The sequence below is a fragment of the Streptomyces sp. CAI-85 genome (assembly GCF_013363615.1).
GTDB lineage: Bacteria > Actinomycetota > Actinomycetes > Streptomycetales > Streptomycetaceae > Streptomyces > Streptomyces antibioticus_B.
Genome location: NZ_JAANNX010000046.1, coordinates 17417 through 40371 on the forward strand (window position 1 = coordinate 17417; position 22955 = coordinate 40371).

The 22955-nt window shown below is 70.9% G+C and carries 19 protein-coding genes, 1 pseudogene and 1 riboswitch; of the genes and pseudogenes, 13 read left to right on the forward strand and 7 right to left on the reverse strand.

Going from position 1 to position 22955, the window contains the following annotated elements; translation table 11 throughout:
• The first annotated feature begins 83 nt into the window (after positions 1-83).
• Positions 84-365 carry an HPr family phosphocarrier protein gene (locus tag G6W55_RS29400; protein WP_030789975.1) on the forward strand — a complete coding sequence of 94 codons (282 nt, stop codon included), beginning with the start codon at positions 84-86 and terminating at the stop codon, positions 363-365.
• Positions 366-606: 241 nt separating this feature from the next.
• Here G6W55_RS29400 and G6W55_RS29405 read toward each other — a convergent pair whose 3' ends face one another.
• The 4 genes from G6W55_RS29405 to G6W55_RS29420 all read right to left on the reverse strand — a co-directional run bounded on the left by G6W55_RS29405 (position 607) and on the right by G6W55_RS29420 (position 5463).
• The gene (locus G6W55_RS29405) at positions 607-1302 is read right to left on the reverse strand and encodes a GntR family transcriptional regulator (RefSeq protein ID WP_175523798.1); all 696 of its coding nucleotides are present in this window, start codon (positions 1300-1302) and stop codon (positions 607-609) included.
• 207 nt (positions 1303-1509) lie between these two features.
• Entirely contained in the window at positions 1510-2262 is a 753-nt protein-coding gene (locus tag G6W55_RS29410) for a M23 family metallopeptidase (protein ID WP_078635179.1), read from the reverse strand.
• A 14-nt stretch (positions 2263-2276) separates the two neighbouring features.
• Positions 2277-2443, reverse strand: a riboswitch (cyclic di-AMP (ydaO/yuaA leader).
• 285 nt (positions 2444-2728) lie between these two features.
• Positions 2729-4117, reverse strand: a complete 1389-nt coding sequence (locus G6W55_RS29415; RefSeq protein ID WP_175523799.1) for a pitrilysin family protein — start codon at positions 4115-4117, stop codon at positions 2729-2731.
• The gene (locus tag G6W55_RS29420) at positions 4114-5463 is read right to left on the reverse strand and encodes a pitrilysin family protein (RefSeq protein ID WP_175523800.1); all 1350 of its coding nucleotides are present in this window, start codon (positions 5461-5463) and stop codon (positions 4114-4116) included. Before G6W55_RS29420 ends, G6W55_RS29415 begins: the two co-directional genes overlap by 4 nt.
• Before the next feature lie 642 nt (positions 5464-6105).
• On the opposite strand from G6W55_RS29420, the gene G6W55_RS29425 reads away from it, so the two are divergent.
• A complete protein-coding gene (locus G6W55_RS29425; protein WP_175523801.1) occupies positions 6106-8562 on the forward strand; it encodes a DNA topoisomerase (ATP-hydrolyzing) subunit A in 2457 nt (818 codons plus the stop codon).
• Here G6W55_RS29425 and G6W55_RS29430 read toward each other — a convergent pair.
• The gene (locus G6W55_RS29430; protein WP_309243843.1) at positions 8559-9671 is read right to left on the reverse strand and encodes a GTP-binding protein; all 1113 of its coding nucleotides are present in this window, start codon (positions 9669-9671) and stop codon (positions 8559-8561) included. The genes G6W55_RS29425 and G6W55_RS29430 overlap by 4 nt on opposite strands.
• Before the next feature lie 394 nt (positions 9672-10065).
• Here G6W55_RS29430 and G6W55_RS29435 point away from each other — a divergent pair, with 394 nt between their 5' ends.
• The 9 genes and pseudogenes from G6W55_RS29435 to G6W55_RS29475 all read left to right on the forward strand — a co-directional run bounded on the left by G6W55_RS29435 (position 10066) and on the right by G6W55_RS29475 (position 18801).
• The gene (locus G6W55_RS29435; protein ID WP_175523802.1) at positions 10066-10623 is read left to right on the forward strand and encodes a DUF6082 family protein; all 558 of its coding nucleotides are present in this window, start codon (positions 10066-10068) and stop codon (positions 10621-10623) included.
• Between the two features lie 194 nt (positions 10624-10817).
• Positions 10818-11057 carry a hypothetical protein gene (locus tag G6W55_RS29440; RefSeq protein WP_175523803.1) on the forward strand — a complete coding sequence of 80 codons (240 nt, stop codon included), beginning with the start codon at positions 10818-10820 and terminating at the stop codon, positions 11055-11057.
• Between the two features lie 237 nt (positions 11058-11294).
• A complete protein-coding gene (locus G6W55_RS29445) occupies positions 11295-11903 on the forward strand; it encodes a DUF6082 family protein (protein WP_309243844.1) in 609 nt (202 codons plus the stop codon).
• A 180-nt stretch (positions 11904-12083) separates the two neighbouring features.
• The gene (locus G6W55_RS39025; RefSeq protein ID WP_375372483.1) at positions 12084-12704 is read left to right on the forward strand and encodes a hypothetical protein; all 621 of its coding nucleotides are present in this window, start codon (positions 12084-12086) and stop codon (positions 12702-12704) included.
• A gap of 242 nt (positions 12705-12946) precedes the next feature.
• Positions 12947-13891 carry a sucrase ferredoxin gene (locus G6W55_RS29455; protein ID WP_175523805.1) on the forward strand — a complete coding sequence of 315 codons (945 nt, stop codon included), beginning with the start codon at positions 12947-12949 and terminating at the stop codon, positions 13889-13891.
• 84 nt (positions 13892-13975) lie between these two features.
• A pseudogene (locus G6W55_RS29460) lies at positions 13976-14944 on the forward strand (histidine kinase); the annotation flags it as partial.
• Between the two features lie 151 nt (positions 14945-15095).
• The gene (locus G6W55_RS29465; RefSeq protein WP_309243845.1) at positions 15096-16217 is read left to right on the forward strand and encodes a site-specific integrase; all 1122 of its coding nucleotides are present in this window, start codon (positions 15096-15098) and stop codon (positions 16215-16217) included.
• Positions 16214-16537, forward strand: a complete 324-nt coding sequence (locus tag G6W55_RS29470; RefSeq protein WP_030587639.1) for a helix-turn-helix transcriptional regulator — start codon at positions 16214-16216, stop codon at positions 16535-16537. The genes G6W55_RS29465 and G6W55_RS29470 overlap by 4 nt, the downstream gene beginning before the upstream one ends.
• A 992-nt stretch (positions 16538-17529) precedes the next feature.
• Complete coding sequence (locus G6W55_RS29475) at positions 17530-18801, forward strand: hypothetical protein (RefSeq protein WP_175523807.1); 1272 nt, start codon at positions 17530-17532, stop codon at positions 18799-18801.
• Here the strand turns inward: G6W55_RS29475 and G6W55_RS29480 are convergent.
• Positions 18769-20064 carry an MFS transporter gene (locus tag G6W55_RS29480; protein ID WP_175523808.1) on the reverse strand — a complete coding sequence of 432 codons (1296 nt, stop codon included), beginning with the start codon at positions 20062-20064 and terminating at the stop codon, positions 18769-18771. The two genes, G6W55_RS29475 and G6W55_RS29480, sit on opposite strands and share 33 nt — an antisense overlap.
• Positions 20061-21467, reverse strand: a complete 1407-nt coding sequence (locus tag G6W55_RS29485) for an NAD(P)-binding domain-containing protein (protein ID WP_175523809.1) — start codon at positions 21465-21467, stop codon at positions 20061-20063. Before G6W55_RS29485 ends, G6W55_RS29480 begins: the two co-directional genes overlap by 4 nt.
• A 110-nt stretch (positions 21468-21577) precedes the next feature.
• On the opposite strand from G6W55_RS29485, the gene G6W55_RS29490 reads away from it, so the two are divergent.
• Together G6W55_RS29490 and G6W55_RS29495 are read left to right on the forward strand one after the other, a co-directional pair.
• Positions 21578-22636 (forward strand): NAD(P)/FAD-dependent oxidoreductase, encoded by a 1059-nt coding sequence (locus tag G6W55_RS29490; RefSeq protein ID WP_175523810.1) that lies wholly within the window; start codon positions 21578-21580, stop codon positions 22634-22636.
• A 42-nt stretch (positions 22637-22678) separates the two neighbouring features.
• Positions 22679-22955 (forward strand): helix-turn-helix transcriptional regulator (locus tag G6W55_RS29495; protein WP_175523811.1); only part of this gene is annotated, 277 nt, incomplete at its 3' end.

Sequence of the window (22955 nt, forward strand, 5' to 3'; positions counted from 1 at the left end):
AACGGGACGCATGACCCGTTCCTCCCGTGCTTCACGTGTGGAACACTGGTCTAGACAACCTGAGAACCGAAGGGCAGCAACACATGGCTGAGCGCCGCGTCAACGTCGGCTGGGCCGAGGGCCTCCACGCCCGCCCCGCTTCCATCTTCGTCCGAGCCGCCACGGCCGCAGGCGTGCCCGTGACGATCGCCAAGGCCGACGGCAAGCCCGTCAACGCGGCCTCCATGCTGGCCGTCCTCGGCCTCGGCGCCCAGGGTGGCGAGGAGATCGTCCTCGCCACGGACGCCGAGGGTGCGGACGCCGCCCTCGACCGGCTGGCGAAGCTGGTCGCCGAGGGTCTCGAGGAGCTTCCCGAGACCGTCTGACGTCCGGTCACCGCGGTACGCGAGCCGCGTCGCCCTCCGGGGCGGCGCGGCTCCGCCGTTTCCGGCCTTTTCCGGGCGGCCGTACTCGCCCGCCCCACGGCAGAGGAATTACCGACGACACACCCGGAAAACATGTCCGGGCATACGAAGGGCTCGACACCGGAATTTCCGGGCGCGCGATGAAAAGGGCAGCGGAAATACAGCTCCGCCGAATACCTCTTCTTTGTATACGGCCACCGTGTTAATGCCGCAGACCCGTGATGTTTACGGGAGGTTGCGAAGTCCTCACACGATCGGCGCGCTCGGTCCCGCCGGAGAATCGCAGCCGGTGCGCGGCCGTCGCGCGCTCGGTGTGCAGCGCCGTGAGCGCCCGCGCGCGGTCTCCGTCGCCGCGCGCCACCGCGTCCACGATCGCGCCGTGCTGGACCCAGGACTCCACCGGGTCGGCCGGGGCGTCCACCGCGTACATCCAGGCGATCTTGTGCCGGAGCTGGGTGAGCATCGAGGTCAGGGCCTGGCTCCCGGAGGCCTGGGCGAGCGTCTCGTGGAACCAGCCGCCCAGGGAGCGCAGATCCTCGCTGTTGCCCCTCCTGGCGCGCTCCTGGCCCAGCCGGACGAGTCCGCGCAGCACCTTCAGATGGGCCTCGGTGCGGCGCTGGGCGGCGCGGGCGGCGCCGAGCGGTTCGAGGAGCATCCGCATCTCCAGCAGGTCGGCCGCCTCGTGCTCGGTGGGCTCGGCCACGCACGCGCCCGCGTGCCGGCGTGTGACCACGAAGCCCTCGGCCTCCAGGGTGCGCAGCGCCTCGCGGACGGGGACCCGGGAAACTCCGTAGCGGCGGGCGAGGAGTTCCTCGGTGAGGCGGCTGCCGCGCTCGTAGACACCGGCGACGATGTCGTCCCGGATCGCCGTGCACACCGAATGCGCCGGAATACGCATGACCGACCTCCGCCTTAATCCCCGTGAAACGTCGACGATTGACGTGTGTTCCGTGACTCTATTGCAATGAGCCGGAATTTCCGACGGCAGGCCGGAATCCAGGGATATTTTTTGGACAGCGGGTGCCCGAAAACGACGAAAGCCCCGGCCGTGGGGCCGGGGCCGGACGATGTGTCGCCGTCCGCCGTCAGAAGCTGTCGTGCGTCGTCAGAGGTTCACGCCGTGCGAGCGGAGGTAGGCGACCGGGTCCAGGTCGGAGCCGTACTCCGCCGTGGTGCGGGCCTCGAAGTGCAGGTGCGCGCCGGTGACGTTGCCGGTCGCGCCGGACAGGCCGATCTGCTGGCCCGGGGTGACCTGCTGGCCGACCGAGACACCGATGGAGGACAGGTGACCGTACTGGGTGTACGTGCCGTCGTTCATCTTGATGACGATCTGGTTGCCGTACGCGCCGCCCCAGCCGGCCTCCACGACGGTGCCCATGCCGACCGCGTGCACCGGGGTGCCGCTGGAGGCGTGGAAGTCGACGCCGGTGTGGCTGCCGGAGGACCACAGAGAGCTGCTGGCCTGGTAGCCGGTGGAGACGTAGGAGCCGCTGATCGGCATCACGAAGGTGTTGAGGCGCTTGCGCTCGGCCTCACGGGCGGCACGCGCGCGTGCCTCGCGCTCCTCGGCGGCCTTCTTGGCGGCGGCCTCGCGGGCGGCCTCCTCGAAGGCGGCTTCCTTCTGCGCCATGACCTGGTTGTCGATCTGGTCGGCGACGTCGTCGCCGGTGACCACGGGGATCAGCGCGGTCTGCGCGGGGGCGGGTTCCGCGGCGAAGGCCGGGGAGGAGGCGACAGTGGCCATCACGCCGGTGGTGGTGAGAGCCGCGACGCCGGCCGCGCGGGCGCTGGTGCGCTGCATCCGGCTGGGGCGACGGTGCTTCCCGGCCGGCTTCCCGGCGGCGTAGGTGAACGCCATGAAGTTGGGCGGTCCTTTCCTTCCTTCTCGCCTACCGGGTTAGCTGACGGGTTCGGAGCAGGAAGGTCTCCTACGGGCCCCCTCGCGTACGCGCGGGCGTCCGATTCACCCCAGGGACTGCACAGAGTGGGTCCCCGGCTCCCCTGGCTCGCGCCGTACGGGGACTCGGCGATGACTGTCCGGTGCCGCGGATGCGGCGCACTGCCTGACGAACAGCCCGACTGACGCTATGCGGCGCCGCTTTCAATCCTCAAACGGATCACGGTTTTTGTAGCGCACGCCACAGGGCAGACAGGCAGCCTCCGCATCAATTCGGACATCTGGCGGCCCTGGTGACGCTTCCGTCGCCCAGGGCCGCCCGACGCGTGTGGCGGACGTACGCGCGTACGCGGCCGCGCAGTTGTCCGTTTGCCGGCTACTCGGCGTGTCCGGCTACTCGGCGTGTCCGGCTACGCGGTGTGTCCGGCTACTCGGCCGCGACGACCGTCACCTCGCCGATCCCGAGGGCCGCCACGGCGTCCCGGATCTGCGAGGCGTCGCCCACGAGGACCGTGACCAGGCGGTCCACCGGGAAGGCGTTCACGGCCGCCGCGGTGGCCTCCACGGTGCCGGTCGCGGCCAACTGCTGGTACAGCGTGGCCTGGTAGTCGTCGGGCAGGTGCTGCTCGACCTGGTCGGCGAGCGTGCCCGCGACGGCGGCGGCGGTCTCGTACTTCAGCGGCGCCACACCGACGAGGTTCTGCACCGCGACGTCGCGCTCGGCGTCGGTGAGCCCCTCGGCCGCGAGGGTGCGCAGCACCTTCCACAGGTCGTCCAGGGCCGGCCCGGTGTTCGGGGTGTCCACGGAGCCGCTGATGGCGAGCAGCGCGGCGCCCGAGCCGTCCGGGGCGGAACGCAGGACCTGGCCGAACGCCCGCACGCCGTAGGTGTAGCCCTTCTCCTCGCGCAGGACGCGGTCCAGACGGGAGGTGAGGGTGCCGCCGAGGCAGTAGGTGCCGAGCACCTGCGCGGCCCACACGCGGTCGTGCCGGTCGGCGCCGATCCGGCCGATCAGGAGCTGCGTCTGGACGGCACCCGGGCGGTCCACGATGACGACCCGGCCGGCGTCGTCGGCGGTCACCGGAGCGACCGGCAGGGGCTGGGCCTGGGAACCCGTCCAGGCGCCCAGGGTGTCGCCGAGCAGCGCCTCCAGGTCGACACCGGTGAGGTCGCCGACGACCACGGCGGAGGCGGTGGCGGGCCGGACGTGCTTCTCGTAGAAGGCACGGACGGCCGCCGAGTCGATGTTCTCGACGGTCTCCGCGGTGCCCTGGCGGGGGCGCGACATGCGCGCGGTGGCCGGGAACAGCTCCTTGGACAGTTCCTTGGCCGCGCGGCGGGAGGGGTTGGCCAGCTCGTGCGGGATCTCGTCCAGGCGGTTGCGGACCAGGCGTTCGACCTCGCTGTCGGCGAACGCGGGCGCGCGCAGGGCGTCGGCGACCAGGCCGAGCGCCTTCGGCAGCCGGGAGACGGGCACCTCCAGGCTCAGCCGGACGCCGGGGTGGTCGGCGTGTGCGTCGAGGGTGGCGCCGCAGCGCTCCAGCTCGGCGGCGAACTCCTCGGCGGAGTGCTTGTCGGTGCCCTCGGAGAAGGCGCGCGCCATGATCGTGGCGACGCCGTCCAGACCGGCCGGCTCGGCGTCCAGGGGCGCGTCGAGGATGATCTCGACGGCGACGACCTGCTGGCCGGGGCGGTGGCAGTGCAGCACGGTGAGGCCGTTGGCCAGCGTGCCGCGCGCGGGTGCCGGGAAGGCCCACGGGGTGGCCTCGCCGGCCTGGGGCTGGGGGTGGAACTCCATCGCGGCGAGCTCGCTCACTGGGCCGCCTCCTCGTTCTCGTCCTGGTCGGCGGTGGCTTCGGGGGCGGCGGGCTCGTAGACGAGGACCGCGCGGTTGTCGGGCCGCAGGCGCGCTTCGGCGACCTGCCGCACCTCCTCCGGGGTGATGTCCAGCACGCGCTGTACGGCGGTCAGGGCGAGCTGCGGGTCGCCGAACAGGACGGCGAAGCGGCACAGTTCGTCCGCGCGCCCGGCGACCGTGCCGAGCCGGTCCAGCCACTCGCGCTCCAACTGGGCCTGGGCGCGCTCCATTTCCTCGTCCGTGGGGCCGTCCGCGGCGAACCGGGCGAGTTCCTCGTCGATGGCGGCCTCGATGACGGGCACCTCGACGTCCCCGGACGTCTTCACGTCCAGCCAGCCCAGGGAGGGTGCCCCGGCGAGCCGCAGCAGTCCGAAGCCGGCGGCGACGGCCGTACGGTCGCGGCGCACCAGCCGGTTGTAGAGGCGGGAGGACTCGCCGCCGCCGAGGACGGTGAGCGCGAGGTCGGCCGCGTCGCTCTCGCGCGTGCCGTCGTGCGGGAGCCGGTAGGCGGCCATCAGGGCGCGGGACGGCACCTCCTCCTCGATGACCTCGCGCAGCTCCTCGCCGATGACCTCGGGCAGCGCGCCGTCACGTGGGGTGGGCTTGCCGTCGTGGGCGGGGATGGAGCCGAAGTACTTCTCGATCCAGGCGAGCGTGCGCTCCGGGTCGATGTCGCCGACGACCGACAGCACGGCGTTGTTCGGCGCGTAGTACGTGCGGAAGAACGCGCGCGCGTCCTCCAGCGTCGCCGCGTCCAGGTCGGCCATCGAGCCGATCGGCGTGTGGTGGTAGGGGTGGCCGTCCGGGTAGGCGAGCGCGGTCAGCCGCTCGAACGCGGTGCCGTAGGGGACGTTGTCGTAGCGCTGGCGGCGTTCGTTCTTCACCACGTCGCGCTGGTTCTCCATGGACTCCTCGTCCAGGGCGGCCAGCAGGGAGCCCATGCGGTCGGCCTCCAGCCAGAGGGCGAGCTCGAGCTGGTGGGCGGGCATGGTCTCGAAGTAGTTGGTGCGCTCGAAGCTGGTGGTGCCGTTGAGCGAGCCGCCGGCGCCCTGGACCAGCTCGAAGTGGCCGTTGCCCTTGACCTGGCCGGAGCCCTGGAACATCAGGTGCTCGAAGAGGTGAGCCAGGCCGGTGCGGCCCTTGACTTCATGGCGCGAACCGACGTCGTACCAGAGGCACACCGCCGCGACAGGGGTCAGGTGGTCCTCGGAGAGCACCACCCGCAGCCCGTTCGCCAGGCGGTGCTCGGTCGCTGTCAGGCCCCCGGTGCCTGCCTGGTCTGTGGCCGTGTGACCCATGGGCATGTACGTCCTTCCGATCGCGGACGCGGTCGTGCGAACCGCGCGCTTCCTGCCGGTCCTGTCACTGTATGCAACCGCACGCTCGGGCGACGAAGTTCCCGGAGGACGTACGCCGAGAGCGAGATGTGGGGGGCGGGGGGTTGGTGGGGTGCGGGCGCGGGAGTGAGCCGGATCGGGTGTGGAAGGCGAGACGGGGAGCGAGAGCCGGATCGCGCGCGGGAGCGCAGCTCGGGACGAACGCCGGACGGGGTGCGGAAGCCGAGCCGGCACACGCGTCGGATCCGGCGCGGACGGCTAGCCGGGTTCAGCGCAGAACCGGGCGCGGAGGCCGAACCAGGATGGGCACGGATCTCGCGCACAGGACGAGTCGGACCGGACGCGGGGCTGAGCCGCACCGGACGCGGAACTGAGTCGCACCGAGCACCGGGCCGGGCACGGAAGGCGAGTCGGGGCCAGCTCAGGAAAGGGGTGGTCCGTGGGATGGCGTAGCCTGCGGGCAACCGTGGCAGGTGCGGTGACTTGCGTGGCGGGGCCCGGCACGGCGTCCCTCCGTGCGCACCGGGTCCTGGCCCGCCCTGTCAGTGCCACGGTCCACAATGGTCCGCGTCAGATCCCGTCACACGCCCCAGCAAGGAGCCGGCAGCGATGGCCCGCCGCAGCACGAAGACCCCGCCGCCCGACGACTCGTACGAGGAGCGGATCCTCGACATCGACGTCGTCGACGAGATGCAGGGCTCCTTCCTCGAGTACGCGTACTCGGTCATCTACTCCCGCGCCCTGCCGGACGCCCGTGACGGCCTCAAGCCGGTGCACCGCCGCATCGTCTACCAGATGAACGAGATGGGCCTGCGCCCCGACCGCGGCTATGTGAAGTGCGCGCGCGTGGTCGGCGAGGTGATGGGCAAGCTGCATCCGCACGGCGACGCGTCGATCTACGACGCCCTGGTGCGGATGGCCCAGCCCTTCTCCATGCGCGTGCCGCTGGTCGACGGCCACGGCAACTTCGGCTCGCTCGGCAACGACGACCCGCCCGCCGCCATGCGGTACACCGAGTGCCGTCAGGCCGAGGCGACGAGCCTGATGACGGAGTCGATCGACGAGGACACGGTCGACTTCGCCCCCAACTACGACGGCCAGGAGCGGGAGCCGGTCGCGCTGCCCGCCGCCTTCCCGAACCTGCTGGTCAACGGCGCGTCCGGGATCGCGGTCGGCATGGCCACCAACATGCCGCCGCACAACCTGGGCGAGGTGATCGCGGCCGCCCGCCATCTGATCCGCCACCCGAACGCGGATCTGGACGCGCTGATGAAGTTCGTCCCGGGCCCCGACCTGCCCACCGGCGGCCGCGTCGTCGGCCTCTCCGGCATCCGGGACGCGTACGAGTCCGGCCGCGGCACCTTCAAGATCCGCGCCACGGTGTCCGTGGAGACCGTGACCGCCCGCCGCAAGGGCCTGGTGATCACCGAACTGCCGTTCACCGTCGGCCCCGAGAAGGTCATCGCCAAGATCAAGGACCTGGTCGGCGCGAAGAAGATCCAGGGCATCGCCGACGTCAAGGACCTCACCGACCGCGCGCACGGCCTGCGCCTGGTCATCGAGATCAAGAACGGTTTCGTGCCCGAGGCCGTCCTGGAGCAGCTCTACAAGCTGACCCCCATGGAGGAGTCCTTCGGCATCAACAACGTGGCGCTGGTGGACGGCCAGCCGCTCACGCTGGGCCTGAAGGAGCTGCTGGAGGTCTACCTCGACCACCGGTTCAACGTGGTCCGCCGGCGCAGCGAGTTCCGCCGCGGCAAGCGCCGTGACCGTCTGCACCTGGTGGAGGGCCTGCTGACGGCGCTCGTCGACATCGACGAGGTCATCCGGCTGATCCGCTCCAGCGAGAACAGCGCGCAGGCCAAGGAGCGCCTGATCGAGCGCTTCTCGCTGTCGGACGTCCAGACCCAGTACATCCTGGACACACCGCTGCGCCGGCTCACCAAGTTCGACCGCATCGAGCTGGAGTCGGAGAAGGAGCGCCTCAACGCGGAGATCGCCGAACTGACCCGCATCCTGGAGTCGGACGCCGAGCTGCGCAAGCTGGTCTCCGCCGAACTGGCCGCGGTGGCCAAGAAGTTCGGCACCGAGCGCCGTACGGTCCTGATGGAGTCCTCGGGCAGCACCGCCTCCGCGGTGCCGCTCCAGGTCGCGGACGACCCCTGCCGGGTCCTGCTGTCCTCCACGGGTCTGCTGGCCCGCACGGCGAACGGCGACCCGTTCACGGCGGACGAGAACGCCAAGCGGACCAAGCACGACGTGATCGTCTCGGCGGTGCCGGCCACCGCGCGCGGGGAGATCGGCGCGGTCACCTCTGCGGGACGGTTGCTGCGGATCAACGTCGTGGACCTGCCGCAGCTCCCGGACACCGCCTCGGCGCCCAATCTGTCCGGCGGCGCCCCGCTGACGGAGTTCGTCTCCCTGGAGGGCGACGAGACGCTGGTCTGCCTGATCACGCTGGACGAGTCCTCGCCGGGCCTCGCCCTCGGCACCGAACAGGGCGTGGTCAAGCGGGTGGTGCCGGACTACCCGACCAACAAGGAGGAGCTGGAGGTCGTCACCCTCAAGGAGGGCGACCGGATCGTGGGCGCGGTCGAGCTGCGCACCGGCGAGGAGGACCTGGTCTTCATCACCGACGACGCCCAGCTCCTGCGCTACCAAGCCGCGCAGGTCCGGCCGCAGGGCCGCCCGGCGGGCGGTATGGCGGGCATCAAGCTCACCGAGGGCGCGAAGGTGATCTCGTTCACCGCGGTGGACCCGGCGGCGGACGCGGTGGTCTTCACGGTGGCGGGCTCGCGCGGCACCCTGGACGACTCCGTGCAGACGACGGCCAAGCTGACCCCGTTCGACCAGTACCCGCGCAAGGGCCGGGCCACCGGCGGGGTGCGCTGCCAGCGGTTCCTGAAGGGCGAGGACTGCCTGTCCTTCGCCTGGGCGGGCGCCGTCCCGGCGAAGGCGGCCCAGAAGAACGGCCTGCCCGTCGACCTCCCGGAGGCGGACCCGCGCCGTGACGGCTCGGGCGTGTCGCTGGGGAAGACGGTGGGCGTGGTGGCGGGGCCGCTCTAAGCCACGGGCTCCTGATCCTGCTCGAAGTGCTCCTGCTCCTGTACGAAGCGGAGGACGCCCCACATACCGTGCTCGTCGGCGGTGTGCGGGGCGTCGCTCACACAGGCGTCCAGTTCCCGGACGAGCGCGGGCGCGTCGATGCCGGCGCCGATGAGAACGAGCTGCGTGAGACGGCCCTCCCCGGCCGCGCCGTTCCAGGGCTCCGGATAGAAGCGCAGGAAGCGGCCGACGGCGTGCACCGCGTACCGGTTCCCGGTGTCGTGCGCGCCGAAGTCGACGTACCCCTTGATCCGGTAGAGCCCCTCCGGCCTGCTGTCGAGGAACCGCATCAGCCGACGCGGGTCGAGGGGGACGGCGGAGACGAAGGAGGCGCTGTCGTAGGCGGCGTGCAGATGGCCGTCGTGCGCGCCGTCCGGCCGATGCAGGTCGTCGAAGGACAGTTGCCCGATGCGCTCCTCGCTCGGCCGGCAGTCGAAAAGGAACTCCGGGTCGATCCGGCCGTAGGTGGCCGCTACGACGGCGGCCCGGTCGGCGAGCGCCCGGACGGCCCCGAGGACCCGCTCGGCGCCGGAGTCGTCGGCGACCCGGTCGAGCTTGTTCACGACGACGAGGTCGGCGAGCGCGAGATGCCGGTCGATCTCGGGGTGCTTCGCCCGGGTCGCGTCGAACTCGGCGGCGTCGACGACCTCGACGAGTCCGCCGTAGACGATCCCCGGGTGCTCGCTGGCGAGCAGCATCCGTACGAGTTCCTGGGGTTCGGCGAGACCGCTGGCCTCGATGACGATCACGTCGATGCCGGTCTCGGGGCGGGCGAGCCGCTCCAGGTAGACGTCGAGTTCGCTCGCGTCGACGGCACAGCACAGGCAGCCGTTGCCGAGGGAGACGGTGGAGTCGCCGAGCGCGCCGGCCACGGCCATGGCGTCGATCTCGATGGCCCCGAAGTCGTTGACGATCGCACCGATCCTGCTGCCGCCGCTGCGGTGCAGGAGATGGTTGAGCAGGGTCGTCTTGCCGGAACCGAGGAATCCGGCGAGCACGACGACCGGGATCTGCCGGGGACCGGGACCGTGCGACACCGCGGCCTCCTCCGGGCCGGGACCGTGCGACACCGTGCCTTCCTCCGGGCCGGAACCGTGCGACACCGGGACCTGCTGCGGACCAAGGCTCTGCTGTGACACCGTGCGACCTCTCTGACACCCGCGCGTGCACCGGCTCACGGCTCCGGCGCGCGTTCGGAAACGGAATGCGGGCCCAGGATACGAGCCGGGGGAAAGCCTCCCAGGTGAACGATTGTCGGCAGCGCGCGCGGGGCAGACGTCAGGCAAGGCGCTGGTGCGTGCGACCCTCGCTTCCCTCCGTGCGCCTCCTCTCCGCCTCCCCCGCCGATCAGAGCCGCTCGGCACCCTGGGAGACGGCACGCGCCGCCCACAGCTCGCCGGCCCCGGCCCGCCCACCCGCATCCCGCCGACCGGCGCAGGGCCGCCTGATTCGGGGGTTGTTGACATGGCCACAGAAAAAGCGTGGAAGCGTCGATTGGAATGCACCGTCACAGCCGGGCTGGGCATGGCAGGAGGTGCACTCCTGGCCCTGGCAGTACGACGCCAGTCGCTCACGGCTCTCCAAGCACGCCTTGAGCGACTGGAAGACACCGCGCGCTCCCAGCGGGACAGCAATCTGGCCAGCCAACAGCGTCTGCACTGGGAACTCCTGAGCAAGGCGATAGACGACCCCGAACTCGCCGAAGTCCTCGACCTCTACGAGGTTCCCGTGAATTCGAAGCAGCGGCGCCAATACATCTTCGCCAATGCCTTGTACACCAACCTGCTTTTCTACTATCGGATCGGCAATCTGAGTCACGAAGAGTTCTTCAAGCATGTTCGAGGCATCTTCCAGAGCCCGATCGTCAGAGAGTACTGGTACGCCACGAGGCATCAACGCGCCAGCATCACCGACACGGACGAGGCAGAACTCGGGCTGCTTGTCGACGACCTTCTGCGGCAACTGGAAGACGCGGACACCGAGGAGTGGTGGGTGGTGGGAGAACCACCAGACCACCCGTAACGGATCAATAAAGTTACCCGTTCTCTCAGATGCCAGTGGTTGACTGCTGCGCAACCGCGCAAGATTTCGACCGCCACGAGAGACCGTCACTTCCGCCGCCCGGTGGTTGAGGCATGCCCTACAGGGCCGCCGAACGGACCGCGCCGCAGCAGTGCGCAGGCACTCACGCCTTGAGATCAAAGGACAATCGCACAGTGAGTCAGATCATCCGCCGCCTCGGAGTCCCGCCGAGCGAGCGAGGCAGCACGTCCAGCGCCACTTGCCCGGACATTTTTGAGCTGAAAGACGGAAATTTCGCCGTCATCGGGACCGACATGACCGACTCACTCGACTCGCAGCTCCCGAAGGACGCCGCCCGGGCCGACTACGAGCGCATCGTGGTCATCAGCAGGGACACCCTGATCAAGGCAAAAGCAGACATCCCAGATATGTAAGAGAAAACGCCGCGCAGGGACACAGGCTCCCCCCGTCGGCACAGAGCTCCACCGCACCATCCGGCGGGCCCGGCACCGCGGTATCGCGCTGTCGGGCCCGTTCCCGATTTCCAGGTCGCACACACCATTGCCAAGGAGCGCAGCATGCCCTCTGTTCCGTCCTGGTACTCGACCGCCAAGTTCTGCGCGGCCTGACTCCTCACCTCACTCGGCATCGCTCTGGCCGGCGTCATATCCGTGGCAGTCGGAGGCTGGTTGATCGATGGAGCCGAATGGGCGGAAGGCGGCAGAAAGGCGGCAACCGAACGTAGCGCCGTCGGCGATTACTTTGGAGGCGTGAGCGCACTCTTCTCAGGCCTGGCACTCATCCTGCTGATCGCCACCCTGCTCTTCCAGAAGCGCGAGTTGCGTATGCAGCGCGAGGATCTCATTCTCCAGCGCCAGGAATTGACGGCATCGCGCGAGGAACTCCGTAGGAGCGCCGAGGCGGATCTGCGCGGACTGCACGTCCAACTGACCCAGATAGCCATGGCCGAGCCCGCCCTCGCGGAAGTATGGAACGACGTACCGGCGGATTCACCGCAGGAGTTGCGCCAAAGCCTCTTCGCCAATCTCACCTTCAGTCACTACGTCCTGGTGTACAGCTGGGGCGGGGTCACCGAGGGTGAACTCCTGCGCTATGCGAACAGCCTGCTGCGGAGTCCCGCGTTCCAGCGCTACTGGGAGGCGACTCGTCCGAGCAAGGTGAACCTGCCACCGGACAGCGCGGAGGCACGCGTCTTCCGCCTCTTCGAGCAAGCGCTGTCGGAATTGTCGGCGGCGGGCCCGCCCGGCAGCGCGCACTGACGCGCCCAGGCCATTAGGCCCCTGGCGAGGGCCGCGCCCCACGCCGTGAACCAGGACCAAGGGGCCGCCGAGGTGCTCCGGGTGAAGCCGCGACCGTGTACGCGTACGTCAGCCGTGGGCGGCGGGCTCAGCAGCCGGCGGGCGCCCGGTGGGCGGGGCCGTACGCTGGACGCCCGGGGGGTGGAGGCGCTCGCGTGCCGCGGTCGGCGGAAGGAGAGCTGGGACGCCGACCTGGCCGTATGCACCCGTCTCACCCTCATCGACCAGAACCAGTACTACTTCCGCAGCACCGACGCGACCGAGCTGGCCGCCCGGCTCGCGGTCGAGGCGCTGGCCGGTCACAGCAGCCCCGTCGACCGGGTGAAGGTGTCCGCCATCGCCGCCGCGGTGGCCGGTCTGCTGCGGTTCGGTCTCGTCGCCGCCCTGTCGACGAAGGAGCCCAAAGGCCCGCCGGACGTCTGTGAGCCCGGCTCAGCGAGTGCGCCGCCCTCCCCAGCTCCAGGCCCTGGGCACGGCGCTCGGTCTGCTCGGCGACTACATCTCACCGCCTCCACACGCGCGGTGTGCGGCGCGGCCGGCGGAGGCGCCCGCCGTCTGCTCCTCGGCGTGCTCGACGCCGGTCACGCCACCCCGGTGATCGCCGGGGAACTGCGGGCCGGACACCGTGTCCCGCGGCTGGGGCTCTACACCGGCAAGGATCCACGCGCGCGTGCCCCGTTCACCCTCCTGGCCGACATTCCCGAGGCGGCCCACGACATCGTGGCCACCACCACCCGCCAGACCTCGCGCTCGCCGTCCTGACCGCCTCCAGCGGCATGTCCCCCGCCCGACGAGACGATCTTCGCCGTCGCCCGAACGGCGGGCTGGACCGCCCACACTCGGGATGAGTACGGGGACCGGCCACTACCTGGGGCCGAAGCCGCCCCGCCCTCGCCGAGTGAGCGGCGCGACACTCCCCGAGTGATCAACGCGACGCCGAGCACACGGCGTCGTAGACATGACTCGGAAGTCGCTCCGCGTCAAGTCAGGTTAGGCTCACCTCTGTGAGTACGTGCGCGACCGTCTCGCGGGACCTCGACGAGCCCCTGTCCGGAACCGCGGCCACGGCATCGACCTGGCTCCTCCTGGAACAGCCGGGCCCCTGGGGTGCGAAAGCGCTGGTGCAGAGCCACCTGGACCCCGTCCTGGGCCGCGCCCTGGAAACGGCCGCCCAGGGCACGGGCGTGCGCGTCGCGCTCATCAGACGTCCCGGACGCCACGCGGACTTCGGCACCCCGCCGCTGCGCCAGGTGTACGCCGCGCACACCGTCCCGGGACGGGTCTGGCTGCGCAGCGCCTGGACCCACGACCCGGGCCGGCTGCTCGACCTGGACTTCGCCGCCCTCGGCCGGGGCGACCACCGCACCTTCGACACCGCGCTGCGGGGCGGCCCGCACACCGGCGACCCGCTGGCCCTCGTCTGCACCAACGGCAAGCGCGACCGGTGCTGCGCGCTCCTCGGCCGCCCCCTCGCCGCCGAACTGGCCGCGTCGGGTGTGGAGGGCGTCTGGGAGGTCACCCATCTGGGCGGCCACCGCTTCTCCCCCACCCTGCTCGTCCTGCCGTACGGATACGCGTACGGCCGCGCCGAGGCCCACACGGTCAAGGAAGTCCTGCACGGCGTCCAGGACGGCCGGATCGTCCTCGACGGATGCCGGGGCAGCTCGGCCTGGGAACGGCCCGGCCAGGCGGCGGAACTGGCCGTCCGGAGCGTGATCGGCGAGGACGCGGCGGAAGCGCTGACGGTCGTCGCCACGCATGGCGGCGCACCGCGCTGGGAGGTGACCGTCGCGCACACCGACGGCCGCCACTGGCGTGTCACCGTGGCCCAGACGGCCTCCCAGCCGCCCCGCGAGGAGAGCTGCGGCGCGTCGGTGCTCGGCGCGCCGGCCCGGATGGACGTGGTCGGGGTGCAGGAGCTGAGTACGGCGGGGGCCGGGGCGGCGTAGAGAGGAGGGGCCCGAGGTGGCTGAGGGCGGCCGAGAGGGCCGCACCCCTACGACCCCGCCGCCCGCCCACGTACCGTCTGGGGCATGAGTCCGCCCACGCCCAACCGCCGCCCCCTCCGCCTGGGCATGCCCCGGCGCATGTTCTCGCAGGTGCTGCTGATGCAGTTGGCGATCGCGGCGGGTGTCGCGGTGCTGGCGACCGGGCTGTTCCTGGCCCCGCTGGGTGATCAGCTCGACGACCAGGCGATGCGCCGCGCGCTCGCCATCGCGCAGACCACGGCGGCGATGCCGGGGCTCGCCGGGGAACTCCAGGACACCTCGCCCGCCGTCGACGGGCCGGTGCAGCGGGAGGCGGAGCGGATCCGCGAGGCCAGCGGCGCCGAGTACGTCGTCGTGATGGACGTCCACGGCACCCGCTGGTCGCACCCCGACCCGGGCCAGGTCGGCGGCCATGTCTCGACGGACCCCAGCCAGGCCCTGGCCGGCGAGGACGTCATGGAGATCGACGACGGCACCCTGGGCCGCTCGGCCCGCGGCAAGGTGCCCCTGCGCGACAGCGACGGCACGATCGTCGGGGCCGTCTCGGTCGGCATCGAGTACGACAGTGTCCGCGCGCGGCTGATCCACGCGATCCCAGGTCTGTTCGCCTACGCCGGCGGCGCCCTCGCGGTCGGTGCCCTGGCCGCCTGGCTGATCTCCCGCCGGGTCCAGCGGCAGACCCGTGACCTGGCCTTCTCCGACATATCGGCGCTGCTCGCGGAGCGCGAGGCGATGCTGCACGGCATCCGGGAGGGCGTCGTCGCCCTGGACCGCACCGGCCGTGTCCGTCTGCTCAACGACGAGGCCCGGCGCCTGCTGGACCTCGGCGACGAGGCCCTGGGCCGCTCGCCCGACGAGGCGCTCGGCGCGGGCCGCACGGCCGACGTCCTGGCCGGCCGGGTGACCGGCACCGACCTGATCGCCGTACGCGGACAGCGCGTCCTGGTCGCCAACCGCATGCCCACCGACGACGGCGGCGCTGTCGCCACCCTGCGCGACCGCACCGAATTCGAGCCGAGATGCATCCGATGCAAGTGCCGAAGTTCGGAGAACCGGACTAACCGTCAGCTGAAGGCGATGGTCCAGAAGCGACTCTAGCTATGCCGAGCTGGCTCTTCTTGGAAAGCCGCACCAAGATGCCTCGATGTTGTATTGAATGCAACACGTGGAAGAGAGAGTCAACCTGCCTGGCTCGGCGCGTATGGTCCTCGTCGACAACGTGGTGCCGTTCGATCCCGAGCCTCAGATCTTCGAGGCGATGCTGGAGGGATGGGCGCGGCAGCAACGCGTGCGTTTTTTGAAGAAGGAGACGATCGACCGGCGGCTGGCCCTGGTACGCCGGGCGTCTCGGTTCTCTGGGCAGTATCCCTGGCAGTGGAGTGCTGCCGAGATCGAGGCGTTCATCGACGGCCTGCGTTCAGGTAGCCGGCCGATCAAGGTGTCCACGGCACGGGGCCACCTGACCAACTTGCAGCTGTTCTTGGGCTTCGCGACCGACCCTCGATACGGGTGGGCGGCCGTGTGCACGGAGCGGTTCGGTCAGGCACCGCAGCAGGTGCTCGGCGAGTGGAACACGATCACGCACGCGAATGAGTACGAGGGGTCACCAGAGCGACGCCCTTTCACCTACGACGAAGTGCAGGCGCTCTTTGATGCGGCTGACGGGCTGGTGGAGTCCGTCCGGGCCCGGCGGCGGAAGGGGGCTCTCGCGGCTCAGCGCGATGCCGCGCTGTTGAAGATGTTCTACGCCTTCGGGCTGCGTCGGCGGGAGGCGTGGGGCTTGGATCTCGCAGACCTGCGCAGGAACCCGAAAATGCCGGCCCTGGGGCAGGTGGGCGTTGTGCAGGTGCGGTGGGGGAAGTCGTCGCGCGGCGGACCGCCGAAGCGGCGAACCGTTCTGTTGGTGCCGGAGATGGATTGGGTCGTCCCCGTCTTGCAGCAGTGGGTGGACGAAGTGCGGCCGCTGTTCTCGCCCGGGGCTCACCCGGCGTGGTGGGTGACCGAGCGCCGCGGTCGGATGTCGTGCCGGCGCATGGATGATGTCTTCGCTTCGGTTCGCGAAGCGGCGGGCCTGGACGAGGCGTTGGACCTCCACTGTCTGCGGCACTCCTACATCACGCACCTGATCGAGTTCGGATACCCGGAGCGGTTCGTCCAGGACCAGGTCGGTCATCGGTATGCATCGACGACGGCCATTTACACCGGTGTGTCGTTGGAGTTCCGCAATCGTCTGCTGACGCAGTCGCTGCGTGATCGTCACCCTGAACTGTGGGAGCCTGCTCTGTGATCAAGAAGATGGGAATCGTCTGGGGGCTGAGGCTGAGGATGGCCGAGCACGGACTGTTCCAGACCACGGATCTTGTGCCGCTGCTGGCTGAACGCGGCATCCACCTGTCCCGCGAGCAGGTGTACCGGCTGGTGACACAGCCTCCGCAGCGGCTGTCCATGGACACGCTGGCCGCGCTGTGCGACATCCTCGGCTGCACCCCTAACGATCTGATCGAAGTAGAGGTCGCAAACGCGCAGGTCCGCAAGACCGCGGAAGGTACGCCGACACCACCACCGCCAGTGCGGCGCAGCACTATCCGACGCCCCGATTCGACATGAGCCGGCCAGAGCCGCCAGCCGTGGTCCGTGCCCGCGTTGTCGCGCATCTGACGCGGGCGGTGCCCGAACTCGCTGTGGAGGAAGCCGAGCAGGCACTGGTCGCCGTCAATGCGCACCGCCACATCGGCCTCCACCGCTTGGATGACCATCTGCGTCAGCATCCCGACGCCTTGAGTTCGGGTGACGCGGATATGCCCCCTTCTCTACACCGGCTTCTGCGTCACCTGCACGCGGCCGGGCACCAGGTGACTGTTCCGGCATGCGCACGGTGCGGCAAGCAGCGCCGATTGCCGGAGCGGAGTCCGCAGGGACGCGTCTGTTCCAGCTGTGCTGCCGCAGGCCGAATGAGGGTCTGTGTCCGCTGCGATGTCGTGCGCGTCGTGGCTGCGGCGCTGCCGGAGGGGCCGTTGTGCAGCAGTTGCGTCGCTGCGGACCCGTCGCGGCACGAAGAGTGCAGCGTCTGCGAACGCCGGGCGCGCGTCAACCGCCGTCTGCCTGGCGGTCGGCCGGTGTGCGCGGCCTGCGCACACCGCCCTGCTGAATGCTGCAGTTCCTGCGGACGAACGGGTCTGGTGGCACGACGACTTGAGACCGGCCCCTTGTGTGACAGTTGCTACCGCGCTCACCGTCTGCCGCGGGAGTGCGGACTGTGCGGCAGGACAACCGTCATCCACGTCAGGGCACGCAACGGTGCTCCTGAACTTTGCCGGTCCTGTGCCAAGGGGCCAATGGCCGTGTGCATCGACTGCCGAAGGTTACGGCCCTGTACTGGTCTTCGGGCGGGAGTGCCGCGCTGCAGTTCCTGCCGGTCGCACCCTGTCGTTCCCTGCACGCGGTGCGGGCAGCACAAGCGGCGCCGGGCTCGATGGCCGTTAGGAGGCGTATGCGCTTCCTGCTACGGCTACATCCGCGCGCACCCGCGTCCGTGCGCCACGTGCGGTCGCACTCGGCCCTTGATCGGTCCGGGCCCGGGTGGACGGGGTACGTGCGGAGTGTGCTCCGGCGCCACCAACGCCTATCTGTGCTCGACCTGCGGTTCGGGCCGGGAAACCGAACGTGGTACCCGCTGCGCCCGCTGCGTGTTGCGTGACCGCCTCGCCACCGAATTCCTCAGCAGCCGCGGCGAAGTCCCCGCAGAAGTCCGGCCGCTGCTTGGGGCGTTGGTGCGCGTCCCCAGAGCGCGTTCGATCCTGGTCTGGCTGGACAAGCCACGCGGTGGAGCCGCATGCCTGCGTCGCCTGGTCGCCGACGATCTCCCGCTCACCCACAAGACGCTTGACTCGGCCGACCCCGGACAGGGGGCGGCGTCGCTGCGTGCCACCCTCGTCCACCTCGGTGTCCTTCCGCCACGCAATGAGTCCCTGGCAGGCTTGCAGCCCTGGCTGGAGCGCACGCTCACGCCGCTCCCCGCGCAACACCGCCGCACCCTGCACATCTACGCAGAATGGGCCCTCTTGCGACGGGCCCGGCGACGGGCGGCACGAGGTCGCTTCACGCCGGCCAGCGCGGCAGCGGTACGCAGCGCCATTCGCTGCACTGCCGCGTTTCTCACCTGGCTGGACACCCACGACATACCGCTCGCCGACCTGACTCAAGGTGACATCGACACGTGGCTGTCTGAGCACCGGGATCGCCGACATGTCCGGCTGTTCCTGCGCTGGGCCCACGAGCGTCGTCTCACCGGGAATCTTGAGATCAGCGACCGCCCCCGCGATGAACCCCACTGCTGGTGGAGCGAGTCCGAGCACTGGACGCACCTGCGACGCTGCCTGCATGACGAGGCGCTGCCCCTGGATGTGCGGGTGACCGGGGCCCTCATGCTGCTGTACGGAATGCCGATCACGCGAATCGTTGCTCTCACGCGTTCCGACCTCACAGGCGGCAGCCCGCCTCACCTGCGCATAGGCGAGCATCCCGTGGCGCTGCCCCCCGCTGTCCACCAGCTGCTGCAGCGTCAGGCCGACCACACCGAGCCGATCTCGGCGGTAGGTCGTATCACGCCGCGCCCCAGCTGGCTCATCCCCGGCTACGCCGCTGGGACCCACCACTCAGCCCCCGCACTCGCGCGCAAGATGCGTCTGCACGGCTTGCCCGCCCGCCCCAGCCGGAACACCGCTCTGCTCGCACTGGCCGCAGACCTGCCCGCGTCAGTGCTCAGCGACACCCTCGGCATCAGCATCAGCGCAGCCCTGCAGTGGACCCGGAGAGCCGCCCGCGACTGGAACAGCTACCTAGCGGCTCGTTCTACGGAAGACCGGGACTGAGCGCCGCTTCACGGACCGTTTGCGAGAGTCCCTCAGCAACGTTCGGGGGATGCCTGTCCATGGCGCGGTGAGGGCGGCGGCCACCGAGACGGAGGCGAGGAGGAGGAAGAGCGGTCCGTAGCCGCCCAGGGGTGTGGCGAGGGCGGCGCCCGCGAAGGGGGCGAGGGCTGCGGCTGTGGTTGCCGGTGCGGCGAGGACCCCGGAGAGGCGTCCGTAGTGGGTGGCGCCCCAGCGGTCGGTGATGGCGGTCGCCTGTAGCAGAGTGAGGTTGCCGCGGACCATGCCAGCCACGACCGACACGGCGATGAGCAGGGCGTACGGGCCGGGGACGGCGGCGAAGGCGGCGGTGGTCAGGCCGCCGAGGGCAATCAGGATCGTGGTGCGGGCGGTGGCGGCGGTGCGGCGGGCGAGGGCTGCGTACAGGGTGCGGCCGAGGGTCTGTCCGGCGCCACCGATGCCGAGGGCCCAGGCCGCCTGGCTGGTGGTGTACCCGCGTTCCAGCAGGAGGGGGACGAGGGCGACGACCACGGCGTACATCGCGAAGGCCGAGAGGGTGAAGGCAGTGGCGAGCAGGAGGAAGGGTCGGCTGCGCACGACCCCGGCAGCACCTGCGCTTGTGCCCGTGCGTGCCGGGGCGGTTGCGGGGTTGGGCCAGGGGGCGCGCAGGGCCAGGGCGTGGGCGGGGATGGTGACGGCGGCGAGGATGGCGGCGAGCACGAGGTAGGTGTGGCGCCAGGACAGGTGGTCGGCGAGGGCTGCGGTCAGGGGTGCGAAGGCGGTGGAGGCGAGCCCGCCGGCGAGGGTGACGATCGTCAGGGCCCGGATGTGGTCGGGGGCCCACCAGCGGGTCAGAGCAGCGAACGCCGGCTGGTAGAAGGTGGCTGCCATGGCGAGGCCGGCCAGCGTCCAACCGGCAATGAAGACCGGGATGTTCGGGGCCGCGGCCACGATCAGCAGGCTGACCACGCCGACCACAGACCCTGTGGTCATGACGGCGCGGGGGCCTCGCCGGTCGAGGATGCGCCCGACGCGGATCCCGGTGAGGGCGGAGACGACGAGGCCGAGGGAGAACGCCGCGGTGGTCGCCCCGGCCGGCCAGCCGGTTTCGCTGGTGATCTGGGGGTTGAGGACGGGAAAGGCGTAGTAGACGATGCCCCAGCTCACGATCTGCGTGGCGCACAGGGCGGGCAGAACTGCGCGGGGCCGCGACCGGTCCCCCGATCCGGTCGCGGCCCCGTGTGGAGGGGTGCCCAGGGTGGTCACGAGCCGCAGCAGCCGCCTGCCGGTGCCTCCTCGCCAGCCGTCGCCGCGGCCGTGGCGGGGGCTCCGAGCTGGACGAGCTGCGGAGCGGGCGCGCAGCAGCCACCACCGTCGGCCTCAGCGGCGTCGGGGGCGTCGAAGAGGCCGGCGCCGCCGCAGACTCCGGTCTCGGGCAGGGTCAGTTCCACGCGGTCGGCGGACTCGAGGTCACCGGCGATCGCGGCGGCCACGGAGCGGACCTGCTCGTAACCGGTCATCGCCAGGAACGTCGGGGCACGGCCGTAGGACTTCATCCCGACCAGATACACGCCCTGCTCGGGGTGGGAGAGCTCGCGGTGGCCGTGCGGGTAGACGGTGCCGCAGGAGTGCTGGTTGGGGTCGATCAGCGGCGCCAGGGCGACGGGTGCCTGGAGGCGCTCGTCGAGGCCGAGGCGGAGTTCGTCGAGGAAGGACAGGTCGGGGCGGAAGCCGGTCAGCACGATGACCTCGTCGACGGGGTCCAGGCGGCGGCCGTCCTCGCCGACCAGGACCAGGCGGCCGTCGTCGGCCCGCTCGATCGCCGCGGTGCGGAATCCGGTGACCGCGTCCGCGTGGCCGTTGTCGACGGCGGCCTTGGCTGCCAGGCCCAGGGCGCCGCGGGCGGGGAGCTGGTCGGCTTCGCCGCCGCCGAAGGTTGAGCCGGAGATGCCCCGGCGCAGGATCCACACGCCCTTCGTGCCCGCGCCGTCGTTGGACTTGGCGAGGTCGGCGAGGTAGGCGAGAGCGGTGAACGCGGAGGCGCCGGAGCCGATCACGGCGGTGCGCTTGCCCGCATACCGGCCGCGGACGGCGGGGTCCTTCAGGTCCGGGACGCGGTAGGTGATCCGGTCGGCTGCGGCCTTCTCACCGAGCGCGGCAAGGCCGCTGCCGCCGGCCGGGGACGGCGTGGTCCAGGTGCCGGAGGCGTCGATGACGGCGCGGGCGAAGAGACGCTCCTCCTGGCCGTCGGCGTGGGCGACGTGCACGACGAACGGCTGCTGCTCGCGGTCGGTGTCCACGATCCGGTCCCTGCCCGTCCGGGAGACGCCGGTGACGGTGGCTCCGGTGCGGACGCGTTCGCCGAGGACGTCGGCGAGCGGCTGCAGGTACTGCTCGGCCCAGTCGCCGCCGGAGGGATAGGTGGCGGGGTCGGGGCGCATCCAGCCGGTGGGGGCGAGGAGCTTCTCGGCGGCGGGGTCGACGACCTCGCCCCAGGTGGAGAACAGGCGCACGTGAGACCACTCGCGCACCGCGGCGCCGACGGCCGGGCCGGCTTCCAGGACCAGGGGTTCGATGCCCTGGTCGATGAGGTGGGCGGCGGCGGCCAGGCCGGCGGGTCCGGCTCCGATCACGACGACGGGCAGCTCGGTGGTGGCGGGCGCGTTCACGGCGACTCCTTGCGTGTTTCGACATCTGTCGATGGCTTGCGCGGCCCAGCATGGCACCTGTATTGATGAGCGTCAACATAGACATTCGTCGAACTCAGGGGGATTCGCTGATGGAGCACATCGACTTCGCCGTGATCGGCGGTGGTCAGTCCGGCCTCGCCACCGCCCACGCGCTGCTGCGCCGCGGGCTGCGGCCGGTGGTGCTGGAGGCGTCCGACCACGCGGCCGGGTCGTGGCCGCACTACTACGACAGCCTCACGCTGTTCTCGCCCGCCCGGTACAACTCCCTGCCCGGGATGCCGTTCCCCGGCGCTGACCGCGACCGCTACCCGCACCGCGACGAGGTCGTCACCTACCTCACCGCCTACGCCGACCGGCTGGACGCCGAGATCCGCACGGGCTGCCGCGTCACCGCGGTTCGCCGCACCGGCGACGGCTTCACAGCAGAGCTGGAGGGCGGCCGGCTGTCCGCGCGAGCCGTCGTGGCGGCCTCCGGGACGTTCGGGCGCCCGCACCGGCCCGCTCTGCCGGGCCTTCAGGAGTTCACCGGGCAGGTGCTGCATGCCGCCGACTACCGCAGTCCGGCCCCCTTCTCCGGCCGCCGGGTGGTTGTGGTGAGGGCCGGGAACTCCGCGGTGCAGATCGCCGCCGAGCTCGCGGAGACCGCCCACGTCACCCTCGCCACACGCGGGCCGGTGAAGTTCGCAGCCCAGCGCATCCTCGGCCGCGACCTGCACTTCTGGACGGTCCGTACCGGCCTGGACACGGCGCCCCTTGGCCGGTTCCTCGCGCGCCCGCCGGCCCAGCCGGTTCTCGACGACGGCCGTTACCGGGCCGCCCTGGCCGCAGGCCGGCCCGACCGGCGGGCGCTGTTCACCGGCGCGGTCGGGCCCAAGCTCCTCTGGCCGGACGGACAGCGGGAGGAGGTTGACGCAATCGTGCTCGCCACTGGCTACCGCCCCGACCTGCCCTACCTCGCCCCTCTCCACGGCACCCTGGACGACGAGGGAACCCCCCGGCACCGCGAGGGCCTCGCCACCGCTGTGCCGGGGCTGGCGTTCGTCGGGCTGGAATGGCAGCGCAGCCTGTCGTCGAACTCGCTGCGCGGCGTCGGCCGGGACGCGGACCGCGTCGCCCGGCGCCTCGCCGCCCATCTCGCGCGCCGCTGACGGAGCTCTCGGCACTGGTTCGATGTGTGTCAACATAGACGCATGTCGAATGCGAAGGTGCTGCCGCTGCACGAGCCCGCCGACGGCCAGGGCGTGGCGACCTGCTGCCCGCCGCTGACCGAACGCCCGATGACCGCCGACGAGGCCGAGACCGCCGCGCGGATGTTCAAGGCCCTCGGTGACCCGGTCCGCCTGCGGCTGTTCTCTGCCGTGGCCTCCCATGAGGGCGGCGAGGCGTGCGTGTGCGACATCTCAGACGTCGGCGTCTCCCAGCCCACCGTCTCCCACCACCTGAAGAAGCTCAAGGAAGCCGGGCTGC